At 71.7% G+C, this 17,453-nt stretch carries 15 protein-coding genes; 6 read left to right on the top strand and 9 right to left on the bottom strand.

All coding sequences use genetic code 11. From position 1 onward, the window contains the following. Positions 1-6 precede the first annotated feature (6 nt). Together Q0818_RS15600 and Q0818_RS15595 are read left to right on the top strand one after the other, a co-directional pair. Positions 7-153, top strand: a complete 147-nt coding sequence (locus Q0818_RS15600) for a hypothetical protein (protein WP_298876970.1) — start codon at positions 7-9, stop codon at positions 151-153. A gap of 87 nt (positions 154-240) precedes the next feature. Continuing rightward, positions 241-1,728: an SDR family oxidoreductase gene (locus Q0818_RS15595; protein ID WP_298876967.1), complete on the top strand. Its 1,488-nt coding sequence runs from the start codon at positions 241-243 to the stop codon at positions 1,726-1,728. Between the two features lie 86 nt (positions 1,729-1,814). On the opposite strand, the gene Q0818_RS15590 is transcribed toward Q0818_RS15595, so the two are convergent. Next, the gene (locus tag Q0818_RS15590) at positions 1,815-2,222 is read right to left on the bottom strand and encodes an NUDIX domain-containing protein (protein ID WP_298876964.1); all 408 of its coding nucleotides are present in this window, start codon (positions 2,220-2,222) and stop codon (positions 1,815-1,817) included. 186 nt (positions 2,223-2,408) lie between these two features. Further along, positions 2,409-2,930 (bottom strand): MarR family transcriptional regulator, encoded by a 522-nt coding sequence (locus tag Q0818_RS15585; RefSeq protein WP_298876961.1) that lies wholly within the window; start codon positions 2,928-2,930, stop codon positions 2,409-2,411. Between the two features lie 81 nt (positions 2,931-3,011). Between Q0818_RS15585 and Q0818_RS15580 the strand changes: the two genes are divergently transcribed. Further along, positions 3,012-5,138 carry an MMPL family transporter gene (locus Q0818_RS15580; RefSeq protein WP_298876958.1) on the top strand — a complete coding sequence of 709 codons (2,127 nt, stop codon included), beginning with the start codon at positions 3,012-3,014 and terminating at the stop codon, positions 5,136-5,138. Positions 5,139-5,224: 86 nt separating this feature from the next. Here Q0818_RS15580 and Q0818_RS15575 read toward each other — a convergent pair whose 3' ends face one another. The 4 genes from Q0818_RS15575 to Q0818_RS15560 form a co-directional block, all read right to left on the bottom strand. Beyond that, positions 5,225-6,559 (bottom strand): FtsX-like permease family protein, encoded by a 1,335-nt coding sequence (locus Q0818_RS15575; protein ID WP_298876955.1) that lies wholly within the window; start codon positions 6,557-6,559, stop codon positions 5,225-5,227. Then, positions 6,556-7,275: an ABC transporter ATP-binding protein gene (locus Q0818_RS15570; protein WP_298876952.1), complete on the bottom strand. Its 720-nt coding sequence runs from the start codon at positions 7,273-7,275 to the stop codon at positions 6,556-6,558. Before Q0818_RS15570 ends, Q0818_RS15575 begins: the two co-directional genes overlap by 4 nt. A 132-nt stretch (positions 7,276-7,407) precedes the next feature. Further along, positions 7,408-8,676 (bottom strand): alpha-hydroxy acid oxidase, encoded by a 1,269-nt coding sequence (locus Q0818_RS15565; RefSeq protein ID WP_298876949.1) that lies wholly within the window; start codon positions 8,674-8,676, stop codon positions 7,408-7,410. A 25-nt stretch (positions 8,677-8,701) separates the two neighbouring features. Then, positions 8,702-10,390 (bottom strand): L-lactate permease, encoded by a 1,689-nt coding sequence (locus tag Q0818_RS15560; protein ID WP_298876946.1) that lies wholly within the window; start codon positions 10,388-10,390, stop codon positions 8,702-8,704. Positions 10,391-10,510: 120 nt separating this feature from the next. Between Q0818_RS15560 and Q0818_RS15555 the strand changes: the two genes are divergently transcribed. Beyond that, positions 10,511-11,260, top strand: a complete 750-nt coding sequence (locus Q0818_RS15555) for an FCD domain-containing protein (RefSeq protein WP_298876943.1) — start codon at positions 10,511-10,513, stop codon at positions 11,258-11,260. 74 nt (positions 11,261-11,334) lie between these two features. Here the strand turns inward: Q0818_RS15555 and ppsA are convergent, their stop codons facing one another. Continuing rightward, positions 11,335-13,752 carry a phosphoenolpyruvate synthase gene (gene ppsA, locus Q0818_RS15550; RefSeq protein WP_298876940.1) on the bottom strand — a complete coding sequence of 806 codons (2,418 nt, stop codon included), beginning with the start codon at positions 13,750-13,752 and terminating at the stop codon, positions 11,335-11,337. Continuing rightward, on the bottom strand, positions 13,749-14,741 hold the full coding sequence (locus tag Q0818_RS15545) for a pyruvate, water dikinase regulatory protein (protein ID WP_366943184.1): 993 nt from the start codon (positions 14,739-14,741) through the stop codon (positions 13,749-13,751). The genes ppsA and Q0818_RS15545 overlap by 4 nt, the downstream gene beginning before the upstream one ends. A 208-nt stretch (positions 14,742-14,949) precedes the next feature. On the opposite strand from Q0818_RS15545, the gene Q0818_RS15540 reads away from it, so the two are divergent. Further along, positions 14,950-15,324 (top strand): hypothetical protein, encoded by a 375-nt coding sequence (locus tag Q0818_RS15540; protein ID WP_298876937.1) that lies wholly within the window; start codon positions 14,950-14,952, stop codon positions 15,322-15,324. Positions 15,325-15,418: 94 nt separating this feature from the next. On the opposite strand, the gene Q0818_RS15535 is transcribed toward Q0818_RS15540, so the two are convergent. Then, positions 15,419-16,072 carry a hypothetical protein gene (locus Q0818_RS15535; protein WP_298876934.1) on the bottom strand — a complete coding sequence of 218 codons (654 nt, stop codon included), beginning with the start codon at positions 16,070-16,072 and terminating at the stop codon, positions 15,419-15,421. A gap of 124 nt (positions 16,073-16,196) precedes the next feature. Between Q0818_RS15535 and Q0818_RS15530 the strand changes: the two genes are divergently transcribed. Continuing rightward, a complete protein-coding gene (locus Q0818_RS15530) occupies positions 16,197-17,420 on the top strand; it encodes a HupE/UreJ family protein (protein ID WP_298876931.1) in 1,224 nt (407 codons plus the stop codon). Positions 17,421-17,453: the final 33 nt, after the last annotated feature.

Here is a 17,453-nt window from a genome sequence, read left to right as displayed (position 1 = left end):
CGCGGGATGTACGGTGCCCACTCCCTGATCCTTCTTCTCGTGTGGGGCGTCGGCCTCGCGGTCATCGGGGCGGCCCTGTACGTCGTGGTGCGCCTCGCCGTGCTGCACGCGTTGAAGGCGCACACGCGGTGGGTCGACGGCGGGAAGCAGTAGGCGCGGCCGGCCGCTGAGCCGCAGCGCGCTCGGCCGCGACACGCCCGGGCCCACCGGTCGTCCAGCAAGGCCTCGGTACACTGCCCCGTGCCCGAAACACTGCTGAGCCCCGACCGCGATGCCGCGCGGTCGACCACCATCGACCCGTCCGAGCTCGAGATCGCGCTGCGCGTCATCGACGCCGCCTCCTCGCTCGACCACGACGACCCCGCCTACATCGCCCTGCGCCGCCAGACCGGCAAGCTCTACAAGGACGTCAAGCGGCAGTCGCGCAAGGAGAAGCGCCAGCGCATCGCCGACGCCGACCGCGCGGTCGTCGCCGCCACCGCCACCGGCGCTCCCGACCGCATCGACGACGAGACCCGTGGCATCCCGCTGCAGGCGCGTACCGCCATGCCGTTCGCGGGCGAGCTGATCAAGGCCCGCGCCTGCTACATCTGCAAGCAGGACTACACCCTCGTCGACGCGTTCTATCACCAGCTCTGCCCCGACTGCGCGTCGATGAGCCACGAGAAGCGCGACGCCCGCACCGACCTCACCGGCCGACGCGCCCTGCTCACCGGCGGCCGCGCCAAGATCGGCATGTACATCGCCCTGCGACTGCTGCGCGACGGCGCGCACACCACGATCACCACGCGCTTCCCCCGCGACGCCGTGCGCCGTTTCTCGTCGCTCCCCGACAGCGCCGACTGGCTGCACCGCCTCAAGGTCGTGGGCATCGACCTGCGCGACCCGGCGCAGGTGATCGGTCTCGCCGAGTCGGTGGCATCCGATGGGCCCCTCGACATCCTCATCAACAACGCCGCCCAGACCGTGCGGCGGTCTCCTGGGGCCTACAAACCCCTGGTGGATGCCGAACTGGCACCGCTGCCCGACGGCCCGTTGCCCGAGCTCGTCACCTTCGGCCACACCAATGACGCGCACCCGCTCGCGCTCGCGCAGTCGGTGTCGGCGCACCCGATCCTCGCCTCGGCCGCCCGCACGGCCGACGAGCTGACCGCGGAGGCGATGGCGGCAGGATCCTCATCGCTCGAGCGACTGATGACAGGAACGGCGATCGACGCGGGCGGCCTCATCCCCGACGAGGACCGCATCAACAGCTGGACGCAGCACGTCGACCAGGTCGAGCCGCTCGAGATGCTCGAGGTGCAGCTGGCGAACATGACCGCGCCGTTCCTGCTCGTCAGTCGCCTGCGGCCCGCGATGGCGGCATCCACGTTCGACCGCAAGTACATCGTCAACGTCTCGGCGATGGAGGGCGTGTTCGGTCGCGGATACAAGGGACCCGGCCACCCGCACACCAACATGGCCAAGGCGGCGCTGAACATGCTCACGCGCACGAGCGCCCGCGAGATGTTCGAGGCGGACGGCATCCTCATGACCGCCGTCGACACCGGCTGGATCACCGACGAACGCCCGCACTTCACCAAGGTGCGCCTGGCCGAGGAGGGCTTCCACGCCCCGCTCGACCTCGTCGACGGAGCCGCGCGCGTGTACGACCCGATCGTGCGCGGCGAGGCCGGCGAAGACCTGTTCGGCATCTTCCTGAAGGACTACCGCAAGAGCTCGTGGTGAGTCGGCGCCTGATCCCCGCGGCGTGAGGTCGGCGAGTGGGGCGTGAGGTCCCTGAGCTTGTCGAAGGGGCCGGCGCGACCGCCGCGTCAGGCCGGCAGGAAGTATTCCCGCGCGAGCGGGGCGATCTCGATACCGGATGCCGTCGCGGCGGTGACCCAGCGGAGCTCGGCGATCTCGGCATCCGGGGTCGGCTGCTGCTCGCCGATGTCGACGCGGAACACGTCGGCGACCACCTCGAAGCCGGGCTCGTTGGCCGCGGAGGCGGTGAACTCTCCGAGGGGCTCCAGGGCGCCGGGGTCGACGTGCACGCCGATCTCCTCCGCGAGCTCGCGCGCGAGGGTCTCGGCCGGGTTCTCGCCCGCTTCGGGCTTGCCGCCGGGCTGCATGAACGCCGTGGTCCCGGCTTTGCGCACGACGAGCAGGCGCCCGTCGGCGTCGGTGATGACGGCGGCCGAGACGTGGATTCGGCGGGGGGTCGTGGCATCCGGAAGCACTCCCGCACGGTAGCAGCCGCGCCCCGGCCCTCTGTCCCCCGCGAAGCACCAACATCCCCGTTGAGTGTCCAGAACACGCCGTCGGCGACGTCGCCCGAACGGCATGTCTTGGACACTCGACGGAGCGGCGGGCGCGGAGCGCCGTGCGCAAGGCGCCGGGCGCCGGGCGGGGCGCGCGGCCCCGGGTCAGTGCGTCGTGCGGGGGACCGCCATCGACCGGATCTCGCCGTCGTCGGGGATGCCGTACGACGCGATCACTCGCTCGAGGTAGCGGGTGATGACCTCCTGCTCCTCGTCGCTGAACTCGTCGAGCACGGCGTCGACGCTCGCGATCATCGGCATGAGGTGCCCCATCGCGCGGGCCATCGACGTGTCGGTGGGCACCACGAGCACGCTGCGGCGGTCGGTGGGATGCGGGGTGCGCGTGACGTGTCCGAGGTCGACGAGGCGGTCGATCGCGGCGGTCGTGGCGGCGGTCGTGAGGTCGAGGCGGCGCGAGAGCTCACCCGGCGACAGGGGACCCGACATGACGAGGTGGCCCATGGCATCCAGCCCCGTCGGGTTGACGGCGAGTTCGCGCTGCAGGGCCTTCTCGAACACCGATCCGGCGGTGAAGAGGTCGCGCACGAGCGCGGTCGGACGCCGCGTGGGCGGCACGGCGACGCCGCCGACGACGGGGGGTGGGGAGGAAGGATTCGGCTCTTCCATGACTGGCACTCTACGCGTGATTGGGCTACCTTTCTCGTATCTCGATTATCGAGATACTCCAAAATCTAGCGAAGGCTCCCCATGACCGGCTTCCTCCGTTTCCTCACCTCGGCCCGCACGTCGTGGATCGTGCTCGTCGTGGCGTTCGCGGGCGTCGCGGCGCTGTTCGCTCTCGGCTCGGGCGCGACGAGCGACACGGCACCGGCCACCGGGCTGCCCGACAGCGCCGAGTCCGTGCAGGTGCAGAAGGTGCTCGACACCTTCCCCGACGCCGACACCACCTCGGCGCTGGTCGTCTTCGCCTCCGACGACGGAGCGGCGCTGTCCGCCGAGACGGTCGCCGCCATTCAGCAGAAGTCCTTCGGCGATCTCGTCGATCTCACCCCCGACGGGTTCATCCCGCCGGCGCAGGTCTCCGAAGACGGAACCGTCGCGCTGCTGATCGTGCCCCTCGCCCCCGAAGCGAACGTCGAAGTCCAAGCCGAGCGCGCCGCGGAGATCCGCACCCTCGCGGCCGACGGCCTCGACGGGGTGCGCACGTACCTCACCGGTCCCGAGGGCTTCGAGGTCGACATCGCCGCGGTCTTCGACGGCGCCGACTTCACCCTCCTGCTGACCACCGTCATCGTCGTCGCCGTGCTGCTGCTCATCACCTATCGCAGTCCGTGGCTCTGGCTCGTGCCGCTCATCGTCATCGGCACCGCCGATGCCTCGGCCGGTATCGTCGCGCGCCGCGTGGCCGCTGCGGTGGGAGTGCAGCTCGACGCGTCGATCACCGGCATCCTGTCGGTGCTCGTGTTCGGCGCGGGCACCAACTACGCCCTGCTGCTCATCGCGCGCTACCGCGACGAACTGCGCCTCGCCGAAGATCGTCGCGAGGCCATGCGCCGCGCCGTCCGCGGCGCCGGTCCCGCGATCATCGCCAGCGGTTCCACCGTGGCCCTGGCCCTGGCGACCCTGCTGCTCGGCGAGCTGTCGGGCAACCGTGCGCTCGGACTCGCCTGCGCGGTGGGCGTCGTCGTGGCGATGGCGTTCGCGCTGATCGTGCTCCCGGCCGCTCTCGTGCTGTTCGGCCGCTGGCTGTTCTGGCCCTACATCCCGCGCTTCGGGTCGCCCGATGCCATCTCGCGCAGCCCGTGGGGCAAGCTCGGCCGCGGGGTCTCGCGTCGTCCGGTCGTGGTCGCGCTGACCGGGGCGGTCGTGCTCGGAGCGCTCGCGAGCGGCCTGTTCTTCGTGCAGACGGGTCTGTCGCAGAACGATCGCTTCCTGCAGAAGCCCGACGCCGTGACGGGGCAGGAGGTGCTCGCAGAGGCCTTCTCGGCCGGCGCCACCTCCCCGTCGACGGTGGTCGCCCCGGTGGCCGACGCCGACGCGGTCGTCGCGGCCGCGAGCGGGATCGAGGGCGTCGACTCCGCCCGCCTGGTCGAGGAGAACGGCGACTGGGCCCGCGTTGACGTCACGCTGTCGTCTGCGGCCGAGACGCCCGAGGCCTTCGCGACGATCGAGCGGCTGCGCGCCGACCTCGACACCGTCGGCTCCGGCGACGCGCTCGTCGGCGGACTCGACGCCCAGGCCCTCGACGTCGCGGGCGCCCAGGAGCGCGATCAGTCGCTGATCATCCCGCTGATCCTCGTGCTGGTCTTCCTCGTGCTGGTGATCCTGCTGCGAGCCCTGTTGGCGCCGATCCTGCTGCTGCTGGCCGTCGTCGCGAGCTTCTTCTCGGCGGTGGGCGCCGCGTGGTGGCTGTTCCAGACGCCGCTGTTCGGCTTCCCCGCGATCGACACGAACGTGCTGCTGTTCAGCTTCCTGTTCCTGGTCGCGCTCGGCGTGGATTACAGCATCTTCCTCGTCACCCGCGCCCAGGAGGAGAGCCGCACGCTCGGCACCACGCAGGGCATGATCCGCGCGCTCGCCGCGACCGGCGCGGTGATCACGAGTGCCGGCATCCTGCTCGCCGCGGTGTTCGCGGTGCTGGGCGTGCTGCCGCTCATCACGCTCACGCAGATCGGCATCATCGTCTGCATCGGCGTGCTGATCGACACGCTGCTCGTGCGCACGGTCATCGTGCCGGCCATGGCGTTCATCGCCGGAGACCGGTTCTGGTGGCCCCGCAAGCCGAAGGTGACGGATGCCGATGCCGCAGAGGCGTCCGAGCAGGTCGAGGCACCGGCGACTCGCGCCGAACGCCGCAAGGGCGTCGGCGTCTGATGAGATCCGCGGGCCGGGAGGAGCCCCCAATAACCCTCCCGGTCCGCGGCCCCGCTCGCGTTCGCGGCGGGCGGGGGTCCACGGGCTCAGATCGTCTCGCGGCGGATGCCGTCGACGATCGGCCGAGTCGACGCCAGCGCCGCCCGCACCAGGGCGAAGCCGCCGACGAAGGTCGCGACGATGGTGAGCACCGACAGGGGCGCGACGACGAGGCTGATCCCCACGATCGGGAACGCCATCACCGCCCCCAGCGCGGCACCGCCTCCCGCCGCCCACCGCAACGGCACCATGACCGTGAGTCGACGTGCGCGCCGCAGTTCGGCATCCGGGATGCCGAGACGGTCGAGTCCGATGAGAAGCTCGCGATCCTCGAGCACCGACGCCGCCTGCGTCACCCCCACGGCGCAGGCGAGCAGGAGGAACGCGATACCGAGCGTCACGAGGACGCCCGTGCGGATGTCGCGCATCAGGAACGTCGGACCCGCGTCGCCGGCCGCGTCGACGATCGACAGTCCGCACCCGGCCACCACCGCGATGAAGGCGACGATCGCCATGCCCGACACGCGCCGCCAGGCGGGGCCCGCGTGCGCGGCGAGCTCGCGTCCCGCGATGAGCTCGGATGCCGTGCGCGCGCGGCGCGCCAGAGACCGGCCCCGCGCGGCGACGATCGGCGCCCCGATGAGGTTGAGCAGGGCGAGCGCGCCCGCGAACACGCCGAGCAGCAGGGCGATCCCCACTGCCGGGCCGAGCAGCTGCGCGACGACGGAGAAGTTCGACACTACCAGCACGACGACCACGATCAGCACCCCTCCGATCACGAGCGCGGCGGTGCGCGACGGGGGAGCGGCACTGCGGGTGCGCACCCCGAGCGGGGTGACGGCGACCCGCCGCAGGCTCGCGGCCGCGCTCGCCGCACCGATCACGACGACGCCGGCGAGCACGCCGAGTCCGAGCAGCGGGTCGATCGCGACGGCGGCGACGCCGACGGTCGCGCCGAAGAACGGCAGAAGCCCCACGAGCGGCAGGAGCGCCGCGTAGATCGCGACTCCCCCGACGGCGCCGACGGCGGCCACGGCCGTCGCCTCGAGCACGGTGAGCGCCCACAGTTCGCGCGTGCTCGCGCCCAGCAGCCGCAGGGTCGCGAGCCGGTCGTTGCGTCGTCGACTCGTGAGGCGCGCGGCGGCGGCGCCGAGCGTGACGAGCGGGACGGCGAGCAGCAGCAGTGCGAGCACCGCGAGGATGCCGTACAGGCCGCCGCCGTCGGCCGTGCGCGGGTCGACGAGGAACATCCGCGCCCCGCCGGCGACCACGAGCAGCAGCGCGGTGGTGACGGCGAACGCGACGATCGGCAGCACGACAGCGGCACGCCCCTGCCGCGCGGGTCGGCTCAACTGCCGCGCCAGGGGGAGGACGACACTCATCGCGCACCCCCGGTCGAGGCGGCCGCACCGGTGTCGCTCACCACGCGGCCGTCGCTCACCCGCACCGTGCGCGAGCACCGGCGGGCGACATCGGCGTCGTGGGTGACCACGACGAGCGTGCGCCCCTGGCCCGTCGTGGCGTGCAGCAGGGCGTCGAGCACCTCGGCCGAGGTCGCCGAGTCGAGAGCCCCGGTCGGCTCGTCGGCGAAGACCACCGGGGCGCCGGTCACCTGGGCGCGCGCGATCGCCACGCGCTGCGCCTGCCCGCCCGACAGCTGACCGATCCGACGCTCCTCGAGCCCGGCCAATCCGAGCGCCGCCAGCCACACGGCCGCGTGCCGCTCGGCATCCTGTCGTTTCGCCCCCGTCAGCAGTAGGGGCAGTGCCGCGTTCTCGACGGCCGTCAGCTCGGGCAGCAGCAGGTGCTGCTGGAACACGAAGCCCAGGGCCTCGCGGCGCGCGCGGGCGCGCTCGCTCTCCGAGAGCCCGACCAGCTCCCGCGGAGCGGCGCCGGGGGCCGACAGCACGATCGAGCCGGCATCGGGGGCGATGACCGCCGCGAGGCAGTGCAGCAGCGTGGTCTTGCCCGATCCCGAGGGCCCCATCACGGCGACCGACTCGCCGGCGCGGATGGTCAGCGAGACGTCGTCGAGGGCGCGCAGGTCTCCGTAGCTCTTGACGAGCCCGTGGGCGGTGAGCACAGCAGAAGAAGTCATGCCTCCATCCCAGCCGGAATGCCCTTCGAGGTCGTCCGCCACCGGATGTATCCGCGTCCCCCTCGGGACCGATCCGAGGGGGATCCGGCCGGCCGGGCGCCCCCCCTCGATCGCACCCGGCCGGCGCCGGTGTCAGGCCCGTTGCGCGGCGGCGGTCGCCGCTCGCGGCCGGGGGACCAGACGCTCCAGCTGCGTGACGTGGTCGGGGGTCAGCTCGGCGAGCGAGGTCACCTGCAGCAGCTGCATCGTGCGCACGACCTGGTCGGCGAGGATCTCGATCGCCCGGTCGACGCCCTGGCGCCCGCCGGCCATGAGGCCGTAGAGATACGCCCGCCCGATGAGCGTGAACTTCGCGCCGAGGGCGAGGGATGCCACGATGTCGGCGCCGTTCATGATCCCGGTGTCGATCGCGATCTCGGTGTCGGCGCCGACCTCGCGGACGACCTCGGGCAGCAGGTGGAACGGCACGGGTGCACGGTCGAGCTGGCGCCCACCGTGGTTGGACAGGACGATGCCGTCGACGCCGAGGTCGGCCAGTCGCCGGGAGTCCTCGACGTTCTGCACGCCCTTGATGACGAGCTTGCCGGGCCACAGGGCGCGGATCTCGGCGAGGTCGTCGAACGAGATCGACGGGTCCATCGCGGCGTTCAGCAGTTCGCCCACCGTGCCGCCGGTGGCGCTGAGCGAGGCGAACTCGAGCTTGGGCGTGGTGAGGAAGTCCCACCACCACCACGGACGCGGCAGGGCGTCGACGATCGTCGACACGCTGAGCTGCGGCGGAATCGAGAAGCCGTTGCGCTTGTCGCGCAGGCGAGCACCGGCGACCGGGGTGTCGACGGTGAAGAACAGCGTGTCGAAGCCCGCGGCGGCCGCGCGCTCGACGAGCGCGTAGGAGATCTCGCGCTGCTTCATCACGTACAGCTGGAACCAGTTGCGCCCGTTCGGATTGGCCTGCTGCACCGATTCGATCGAGCTCGTACCCAGGGTCGAGAGCGTGAACGGGATGCCGGCCGCCCCCGCGGCACCGGCTCCGGCGATCTCGCCCTCGGTCTGCATCAGGCGCGTGAAGCCCGTGGGCGCGATGCCGAAGGGCAGGGCCGACGGGCCGCCGAAGATCTCGCACGACGTGTCGACGTGCGAGACGTCGCGCAGGATCGACGGGCGGAACTCGACGTCGGCGAACGCCTGCCGGGCGCGGGCGAGGCCCTCTTCGCTGTCCGCAGCGCCGTCGGTGTAGTCGAAGGCGGCGGCCGGGGTGCGGCGCTTGGCGATGTCGCGCAGGTCGGCGATCGTCAGGGCGGCGTTCAGGCGCCGGCGACGGCCGTTGAAGTCGGGCCGCTTGAACTGCATGAGCTCGAGCAGTTCGACGGGGTTGGGGAACTGACGTGTCACAGCGGACATGGCGTGCCTTTCAGGGGGGAGAGGGTTACGGGAGCATCCAGGACAGGACCGACGACTGCAGTCCCACGAGCAGGCACATCACGACGAGCATGCCGAGGCTCCACCAGATGACCTTGCGGAGGATCGTCGCCTCCTGACCGACCAGACCCACCGCGGTGGCGGCGATCGCGAGGTTCTGGGGGCTGATCATCTTGCCGATGACCCCGCCCGAGGTGTTCGCGGCCACGAGCAGGGTCGGGTCGATACCGGCTTGCACGGCCGCACTCTGCTGGAGGGTCGCGAACAGGGCGTTCGCGCTGGTGTCGGAGCCGGTGACAGCCGTGCCGAACCAGCCCAGGATGGGCGAGAGGAAGGCGAACAGCGCGCCCGTCCCGGCGATCCACGCCCCGATGGTGAGGGTCATGCCCGACATGTTCATCACATAGGCGAGGGCCAGGACCGACCCCACCGTGAGCAGCGAGAAACGCAGCTTGAACAGGGTCTGTCCCCAGGTGCGCGCGGCTTCGCGCAACGGGAGCCGGTACACCAGAGCGACGACGATGCCGCAGATGACGAGCAGGCTTCCGGCCGACGAGAGCCAACCGAGCGTGTAGACGGTCGACCCGGCCGCCTTGCCGCTCGCGGTGAGGATGTTGCCGTCGAGGCCCGGCCACGGGATCTTCACGTCGGTGCCCGCCAGGAAGGTCTTCAGCGGCGGCCACAGCTTCGCCAACGAGAACACCACGATGACGAGCAGGTAGGGGAACAGGGCGAAGAACACCGTCCGCGGGGTCAGGTGCGGGCGAGCGGCCGAGACGTCGGCATCCGCCGAACCGGCGCCTCCACCCGAAGCGACCGTGCCGGCTCCGACGAGACTGACCGCGCGCTCCTTCAGCAGACGCTCACGGGCGGCGGCGGTGCCACGGGGCTGCCAGAAGCGCAGCAGGACGACCGCGGCGGCGATTCCGGCGAGGGATGCCACGATGTCGGTCAGCTCGACCGAGATCCAGGTGGCGCTGACCCACTGCGCGATCGAGAACACCACGCCGAAGGTGAGGGCGGCGGGCCAGGTCTCCTTCAGTCCGCGCCAGCCGTCGGCCAGCAGGACCAGGATGAAGGGCACGAACAGGGCGACCAGGGGCGTCTGGTGCCCGACGTAGGCGCCGATCTCGTGGTAGTCGATGCCGGTGAGGCTGCCCGCGGTGACGATGGGCGTGCCGACGGCGCCGAAGGCGACGGGGGCGGTGTTCGCGAGCAGCACGATGACGGCGGCGCGCATCGGCGTGAAGCCGACCGCCATCAGCATGACCCCCGTGATGGCGACCGGGGCGCCGAAGCCGGCGAGGGCCTCGAGCAGACCGCCGAAGCCGAACGCGATGATGATCGCCTGGATGCGGGGGTCGTCGCTGAGCGCGTTGATGACCAGGCGCAGATCCTCGAAGCGGCCGCTGCGCACGGTGAGCTCGTACAGCCAGATCGCGTTCAGCACGATCCACATGATCGGGAACAGGCCGAAGACGAAGCCCTGGGTCGCCGACAGGGCGGCGAGATCGACCGGCATGCGGTAGCCGAACACGGCGACGAGGAGCGCGACCCCGAGTCCGGAGAGACCGGCCCAGTGCGCCTTCCAGCGCAGGACGCCGAGGGCGAGGAACACGGTGAGGAACGGCAGGCTCGCCACGAGCGCCGAGATAACGATGCTGGCGCCGATCGGCGCGAGTTCGGGGGTGTACATCAGGCCTTCCTTCGAACGTCGTTGTTGCGAAGCGCCGACCATTGAGAGGTCAGACCGCTAACGCACGGTAACGGCCGGACCGATACGCTGTCAACACTCTCTTCCAAAGGCGGTCGACTCATGGCACCCCTCTCCTCGTCTGACGAGACCGACGGCGGCCTGTGGCTCCCCGTCAAACGCGCTCGAGCGCATGAGCTGGTGATCGAGGTCATCGAGGACCGCATCCTCTCGGGCGCCCTCCAGGTCGGCGACGCCCTCCCGCCCGAGCGCGAGCTCGCGTCGAGCCTCGAGGTGAGCCGCGCGGGCGTGCGCGAAGCGGTTCGCGTGCTCGAGAGCCAGGGGGTGCTCCGGTCGCAGCCCGGCGCCGGTGCGGCCGCCGGGACGTTCGTCGCGGCTCTGCCGCGTGAGGCCCTCAGCCGCTTCCTGCGTCTGCACGTCGCCCTGTCGAACTTCACGATCGAAGACGTCACCGAAGCCCGCATCGTGCTCGAGCGCGCGAGCGCGTCGTCGGCGGCGCGCGGCCTCGACGGCGCCGCGCGCGCCCGCGTCGCGGAGGCCTTGGCCGCGGGCGATGCGGCGCTCGGCGATCGTCACGCCTTCAACGAGGCCGACACGCGTTTCCACCTCGCCATCGCCGACGCGTCGGGGAGCAGCCTCTCCGCCGCCCTCACCGGCGCGATCCGCGAGGCCGTGCGCCTTCCGCTCCTGCACGCCATCGAGCGCAAAGCGGAATGGGGCGACCAGTCCGAGCTCCTGCAGAAGGAGCATCACGCGATCTTCGAGGCCATCACGGCGGGCGACGTCGACCGCGCGGCCGACGCGACCGAGGCGCACATCCGCCGCGCGTCAGCGGTGCTCTTCGCCGAGTAGCCGCCGCCCTCGGCGCGCGACCCGGCGGGGCCGACACGGGCCGGGACGCCCCCACGCGCCCCGGCCCGCCGCCGTCACAACCCCGACAGGTGCGCCCGCGCCAGGATCTCGGCCTTGGGCCGCTCGTCCGCCGCGAGGGCGAGCCAGGTCTCCACGACCGTGTCGGGGTTCAGCGACAGCGACTGGATGCCACGAGCCACGAGCCACTGCGCGAAGTCGGGGTGGTCGCTCGGTCCCTGTCCGCAGATGCCGACGTACTTGCCCTGTCGCCGGCACGCGTCGATCGCCATGCCGAGCAGGTGCAGCACCGCGGGATCGCGCTCGTCGAAGGCGGATGCCATGAGCGCGGAGTCGCGGTCGAGGCCCAGGGTCAGCTGAGTCATGTCGTTCGAGCCGATCGAGAAGCCGTCGAAGTGCTCGAGGAAGCGCTCCGCGAGGATCGCGTTGGCCGGCAGCTCGCACATCATGACGACCTTGAGTCCGTTCTCGCCGCGGCGCAGGCCGTTCTGCGCGAGCAGGTCGACGACGGCCTTCGCCTCGCCGACCGTGCGCACGAACGGCACCATGATCTGCACGTTCGTGAGCCCCATCTCGTCGCGGACGCGCCGCAGCGCTTCGCACTCCATGTCGAAGCACGCGCGGAACTCCGGCGAGACGTAGCGCGCCGCCCCGCGGTACCCGAGCATCGGGTTCTCCTCGTCGGGCTCGTACAGCGTGCCGCCGATGAGGTTCGCGTACTCGTTGGACTTGAAGTCCGACAGGCGCACGATCACGGGCTCCGGCGCGAACGCCGCCGCGATCATCGAGACGCCCTCGGCGACCCGCTGGATGAAGTACTCCTCGGGCGAGGGGTAGGCCGCGATGCGCGCGCGGATGTCGTCGGCCAGCGCCCCGTCGAGGCGGTCGAGCTCGAGCAGCGCCCGCGGGTGGATGCCGATCTGCCGGTTGATGATGAACTCCAGGCGAGCCAGCCCCACGCCCGCGTGCGGCAGCCGCGAGAACGCGAAGGCCTGGTCGGGCGTGCCGACGTTCATCATCATCTTCACGGGGGCGGCCGGCATCCGGTCGAGTTCGGTCTGCTCCTCGGCGAAGCTCAGGATGCCGTCGTACACGAGGCCGTCGTCGCCCTCGGCGCACGAGACGGTGACCTCCTGGCCGTCGGTCAGCGCGTGCGTGGCGACGCCGGTGCCGACGACCGCCGGGATGCCGAGCTCGCGCGCGATGATCGCCGCGTGGCAGGTGCGTCCGCCGCGGTCGGTGACGATCGCCGAGGCGCGCTTCATGATCGGCTCCCAGTCGGGATCGGTCATGTCGGCCACGAGCACGTCGCCGTGCGCGAAGTCGGCCATCTGGTCGATCGAGCGGAGCACGCGCACGCGCCCCGCGCCGATGCGCTGACCGATCGCGCGGCCCTCGACGAGCACCGCGCTGCGCTCGGCCAGGACGAAACGGCTCAGGACGTTCGCCGACCGCCGCGACACCACGGTCTCCGGTCGCGCCTGGAGCACGTACAGCTGTCCGTCGACGCCGTCCTTGCCCCACTCGATGTCCATCGGGCGGCCGTAGTGGCCCTCGATGACGAGCGCGATGCGGCCGAGCTCCTCGACCTCCGCGTCGGTGATCGAGAAGCGCGTGCGGTCGTCGGCATCCACTTCGACGAAGGCCGTGCTGCCGTCGACGTGCTGCCCGTCGGCGTACCGCATCGCGATGGCCTTCTCGCCCACGCTGCGCTTGAGGATCGCGGGACGGCCGGCGGCGAGGCCAGGCTTGTAGACGTAGAACTCGTCGGGGTTGACCGCACCCTGCACGACCGCTTCGCCGAGCCCGTACGAGCTGGTGACGAAGACCGCGTCGTCGAAGCCCGACTCGGTGTCGAGGGTGAACATCACTCCCGAGGCCCCGACGTCGGAGCGCACCATGCGCTGCACCCCGGCCGAGAGCGCGACCTCGTGGTGGTCGAAGCCGTGGTGCGCGCGGTACGCGATCGCGCGGTCGTTGTAGAGCGAGGCGAACACCCGACGGATCGCCTGCAGGATGTTGCCGATCCCGCCGATGTTGAGGAACGTCTCCTGCTGCCCCGCGAACGAGGCGTCGGGGAGATCCTCCGCGGTCGCGCTGGAGCGCACCGCCCAGGTCACGGCATCCGGATCCTGCTCGCCCGCGACGAGGGCTGCGTACGCGGTGCGGATGTCGGCGTCGAGGTCGTGGGGGAACGGCTGCTCCTCGATCCACGCGCGCACGCGGCCCCCGAGCTGGCTGAGGGCCGCGACGTCGTCGACGTCGATGCCTTCGACCGCGTCGCGGATGCGCGCGTCGAGGCCGTCGTGCGCGAGGAACCGCCCGAACGCGTCGGAGGTCGTCGCGAATCCCGGAGGGACGCGGATGCCGGCGGATGCCAGGTGCGACACCATCTCGCCGAGCGAGGCGTTCTTGCCGCCGACGCGGGCGAGGTCGCCCATGCCGATCTCGTCGAAGCGCAGGATGTTGGTCATGGGGTGGGCCTTTCTCGGGGTTGGTCCCGCAGGTTCATGGACTGCAGGATCACGGCGGACATCTCCTCGACGCTCCGGGTCGCGGAGCTGAGGAACGGGATGCGGGTGCGGCGGTAGAGGTCTTCGGCCCGGCGGATCTCGAGGGTGCACTGGGCGAGGCTGGCGTAGGTCGACTGCGGCCTGCGCTCGTGCCGCACCTGGCTGAGGCGCAGGGCGGTCGTGGTCAGTCCGAAGCAGCGGTCGGCGTGCGGCGCGACGATGCGCGGCAGGCCGTCGGTGGGGAAGTCGTCGTCGGTGAGCGGGTAGTTCGCCACCAGCAGCCCGTAGTGCAGGGCGAGGTACATCGTGGTGGGCGTCTTGCCGCATCGAGAGGGAGCGACGATGATCACGTCGGCACTGGCGAGATCGCGCCCGCTCTGACCGTCGTCGTGCTCGATCGCGAACTCCACCGCGCGCATGCGGCGGAAGTACTGCTCGAGGTCGCCCAGGCCGTGATACTGCCCCGCGCGGGTCTCGGCGGTCGCGCCGAGCTCCGCCTCGAGCTCGGTGAGGTGCCCGGCCAGCAGGTCGATGACCACCGCGCCCGCGTCGGCGAGACGACCCCGGATGCCGGCATCCTTCACCGTCGCGAAGACGATCGGCGCATCGCCGTCGGTCGCGGACCGCCGGAGGCGCGCGACGACCGCGTCGACGGAGGTGACGCTGCCGAGGAACGGGATGGTGTGCCTCTCGAAGCGGGCGCCCGGGAAGTTCGCGAGCAGGGCGCTGCCGAGCGTCTCGGCGGTGATGCCCGTGCTGTCCGACACGAAGAACACCGCGCGCATCTCGACGCCGAGGTCGGTCGCCGCGCGGTCGGCGGGTGAAGCCGGGAACGGCGCGAACGCGGCGGCGCGTGAAGCCGGGAGCGGTACGGCCGCGGCGGCGGGTGAAGCCGGCAACGGCGCGGACGCGGCGGCGGGCGCGACCGTCGGGTCGAAAGGTGGGGCCATGCGACGACGCTAGGGGCGAGTTCGTCGATCTTCGCGACCGTTATGAACGAAAGAAGACGCGTTCTTACTGATCCGCTAAGGGACCGGTTGTGGTCTGACCACTTTCCCGCTCGACTCCCTCTTCGCTCGGCGGTCCCCGGCCGGTCGGTCGGGAAGCCCGCGGCGGCCATGTCGCGACGCTACGGTGACGGACGGAAAGGACCCCATCATGGCCGTGACGTTCGCGATCGCGCTGGCCCTCGCGGCCGCCGGCGCTCCCACCCCCGACCCCGCCCCCTGGAAAGGGCTGCCGTCGGACTCCCAGGTCATCGTCGTCGAGGTCCCCGACGTCGAGGTCCCCGACGGCGTCCACCCGTCGCCGCCCGGCGGGTCGACCGCCGCGCCGGTCTCGCCGTCTCCCGTAACTCCCTCGACCGCAGCGACGCCCGCCGCGACGCCGGCCGCGACGCCCGCAGCGACGCCCGACGGGTCGCTCCCCGCGACCGGATGGGATGCCGCGGGTCTCGCGGCCGTCGCCGCTCTCGGCTCCGGGGCGCTCGCCGCCGGCATCGTGATCTCCCGCGCTCGTCGCCGCACCCGCTGAGGGCGGCGGTCTCGCCGTCGCGCGGGTCGACGCCCCCTCGCGACCCCGTTCCGCGCCGGCTCACCCCCTGCGTGCCCTTGGCGCGGGCGCGCCGTCACTGCATCCAGAGCACGATGCCGCGCTGGCCGGTGAGCACCGACGCCACCCCGGCGCGCACCGCCGCGGCCGCCCGCGCCGGGGTGAACGACGCCGGATCGTACGCCGCCGCCGCGCCCAGGCCCTCGCCGCGGTAGGCGGCGCCCGTCCAATCGACCGCCGTGACGTTCTCGGTGGGCTCGGCGAGTTCCGCGCCGACGATGAGGAACTGCCGGTCGAGGTGGTTCGCGGTCACGGTGGCCAGGGGGTCGACCAGGGCGTCGCCCGCGCTGATGATGAGGTCGGGATTCATCCGCATGGCGGCCACGGCCCCGTCGATCATGTCGTCGTCGGCGTGCACGACCTCCAGGTCGGCCCGGGTCTCGCCCGCCCACTCCTGCACCGCATCGACGAGCACGCCGGTGGGCGCGTCGTCGCCCACGGTCAGCAGCACTACGCGGTAGCCCTCCGGCGCGTGCACTCCGTCCCACGAACCGGGTGCGGGGGTGTGCGTGGACTCCGGCGCGGGAGGCGTGGGGGGCGAGAACCCCTCCGCGGGGGTGCCGATCGGGGCGGGGTGCGCCCGCATCTCGTTCCACCCGGGCTCCGAGCTGCAGCCGGTCAGCATCGCCAGCGTCACGAGCGCCGCCGCGACCGTCGTCCTTCGCTTCACGGTGTCACCCTGCGCGACGCGGGTGACCCGCGGGCGAACACCGGGCGCACGTTCCGTTTCCGTTCGCCCCGTCGCGTCCGACCGTTCACGACGGCGGACCACCCTGAGCGACGGAAAGGACCCCATGTCACACCTGTCTCGCCGCGCGCTTCGCCCCCTGTTCCGCTCCCTGTTCGTCGCAGTGGCCGCCGTCGCCCTCCTCGCCGTCGCCGCTCCCGCGTCGGCCCATGGCATCCGGTCGGTGGTCTACGCCGACCTCTCCAGCGGGGGACCGGGCGTCGTGCACGCGCAGCTGCAGCTCGAGTACGACCTCCTCGTCGTCTCCGCGGCCGACGCGGCGAAGGACGATGCGCTCTTCCGCGACGGGACGGAGGCCTTCGAGGTCCGAGACGCCGACGAACAGGCCGCCGCCCTCCGGGCGCATCGCGACGACGTGTCGGCGTACGTGGCCGAGAGGTTCCGTATCTCCGGGGCGGGGTCGTGCACCCCGACGCCGGCCGACGACATCACGATGACGCAGCAGGAGGGCGTGCCCTACGCCGTGCTCGATCTCGACTACGCGTGCCCGCCGTCGGAGAACGGTCATGAGGTCGTCTCGTCGCTCTTCCCCGACGATGAGGGCTACGTCACCGACACCAAGACGATCCTCACCTACGCGATCGACCTGCACGAGGGCAGCACGGTGCTGGATGCCGAGCACCCGTCGTTCACGACGGCGCAGTCGCCGCTCGAGCGCTTCTGGGAGTTCTTCCGCCTCGGCGCCGAGCACCTGCTCACCGGGATCGACCACATCCTGTTCCTGCTCGCGCTCATCGTCGGCTCGCGACGCCTGCGCGAGGTGGTCATCGCCGCGACCACCTTCACCGTGGCCCACTCGGTCACCTTCATCCTGGCCGCCACGGGCGTGGTGGCCGCCCCGCCCGAGATCGTCGAGCCGACCATCGCCCTGTCGATCGCCGTCGTCGGCGCCTGGTACCTCTGGCGTCTCTGGCGCGGGGGCAAGGTCGACCAGGACCTGTCGCACGCCCACGGCTTCCTGCGCCTCGATCGCGCGGGGTGGCTGCGCGTGGGGGTGGTGTTCCTGTTCGGGCTCGTGCACGGGCTCGGCTTCGCCTCGGCGCTCGGGATCGACGAGCCGTGGTCGTGGACGCTGCTGTGGTCGCTGCTGGTGTTCAACGTCGGCATCGAGGCCGTGCAGATCGGACTCATCATCATCGCCTTCCCGCTGCTCGTGCTGCTGCGGCGGAGGTTCCCCCGTATCGGAACGTGGGCGAGCGCGCTGCTCGCGGTGATCGTCACCGCGGCCGGGCTCGTGTGGTTCGTCCAACGCGTCCTCGGCGTCGAGTGATGGGCGTTGCGCGACTCGATGCCCGTGCTGCGT

Source organism: uncultured Microbacterium sp. (assembly GCF_947489255.1).
Taxonomy (GTDB): domain Bacteria; phylum Actinomycetota; class Actinomycetes; order Actinomycetales; family Microbacteriaceae; genus Microbacterium; species Microbacterium phycohabitans.
The sequence above is the reverse complement of the archived record's forward strand: the minus strand, read 5'-3'. Positions and strand labels throughout refer to the sequence as shown.

What these genes read in the sequence shown, in the direction of transcription:
- Q0818_RS15530 (WP_298876931.1), top strand. Translation starts at nt 16,197, where the DNA reads ATGTCACACCTGTCTCGCCGCGCGCTTCGCCCCCTGTTCCGCTCCCTG.
- Q0818_RS15555 (WP_298876943.1), top strand. Translation starts at nt 10,511, where the DNA reads ATGGCACCCCTCTCCTCGTCTGACGAGACCGACGGCGGCCTGTGGCTC.
- Q0818_RS15585 (WP_298876961.1), bottom strand. Translation starts at nt 2,930, where the DNA reads ATGGAAGAGCCGAATCCTTCCTCCCCACCCCCCGTCGTCGGCGGCGTC.
- Q0818_RS15565 (WP_298876949.1), bottom strand. Translation starts at nt 8,676, where the DNA reads ATGTCCGCTGTGACACGTCAGTTCCCCAACCCCGTCGAACTGCTCGAG.
- ppsA (WP_298876940.1), bottom strand. Translation starts at nt 13,752, where the DNA reads ATGACCAACATCCTGCGCTTCGACGAGATCGGCATGGGCGACCTCGCC.
- Q0818_RS15580 (WP_298876958.1), top strand. Translation starts at nt 3,012, where the DNA reads ATGACCGGCTTCCTCCGTTTCCTCACCTCGGCCCGCACGTCGTGGATC.
- Q0818_RS15575 (WP_298876955.1), bottom strand. Translation starts at nt 6,559, where the DNA reads ATGAGTGTCGTCCTCCCCCTGGCGCGGCAGTTGAGCCGACCCGCGCGG.
- Q0818_RS15540 (WP_298876937.1), top strand. Translation starts at nt 14,950, where the DNA reads ATGGCCGTGACGTTCGCGATCGCGCTGGCCCTCGCGGCCGCCGGCGCT.
- Q0818_RS15570 (WP_298876952.1), bottom strand. Translation starts at nt 7,275, where the DNA reads ATGACTTCTTCTGCTGTGCTCACCGCCCACGGGCTCGTCAAGAGCTAC.
- Q0818_RS15545 (WP_366943184.1), bottom strand. Translation starts at nt 14,741, where the DNA reads ATGGCCCCACCTTTCGACCCGACGGTCGCGCCCGCCGCCGCGTCCGCG.
- Q0818_RS15560 (WP_298876946.1), bottom strand. Translation starts at nt 10,390, where the DNA reads ATGTACACCCCCGAACTCGCGCCGATCGGCGCCAGCATCGTTATCTCG.
- Q0818_RS15600 (WP_298876970.1), top strand. Translation starts at nt 7, where the DNA reads ATGTACGGTGCCCACTCCCTGATCCTTCTTCTCGTGTGGGGCGTCGGC.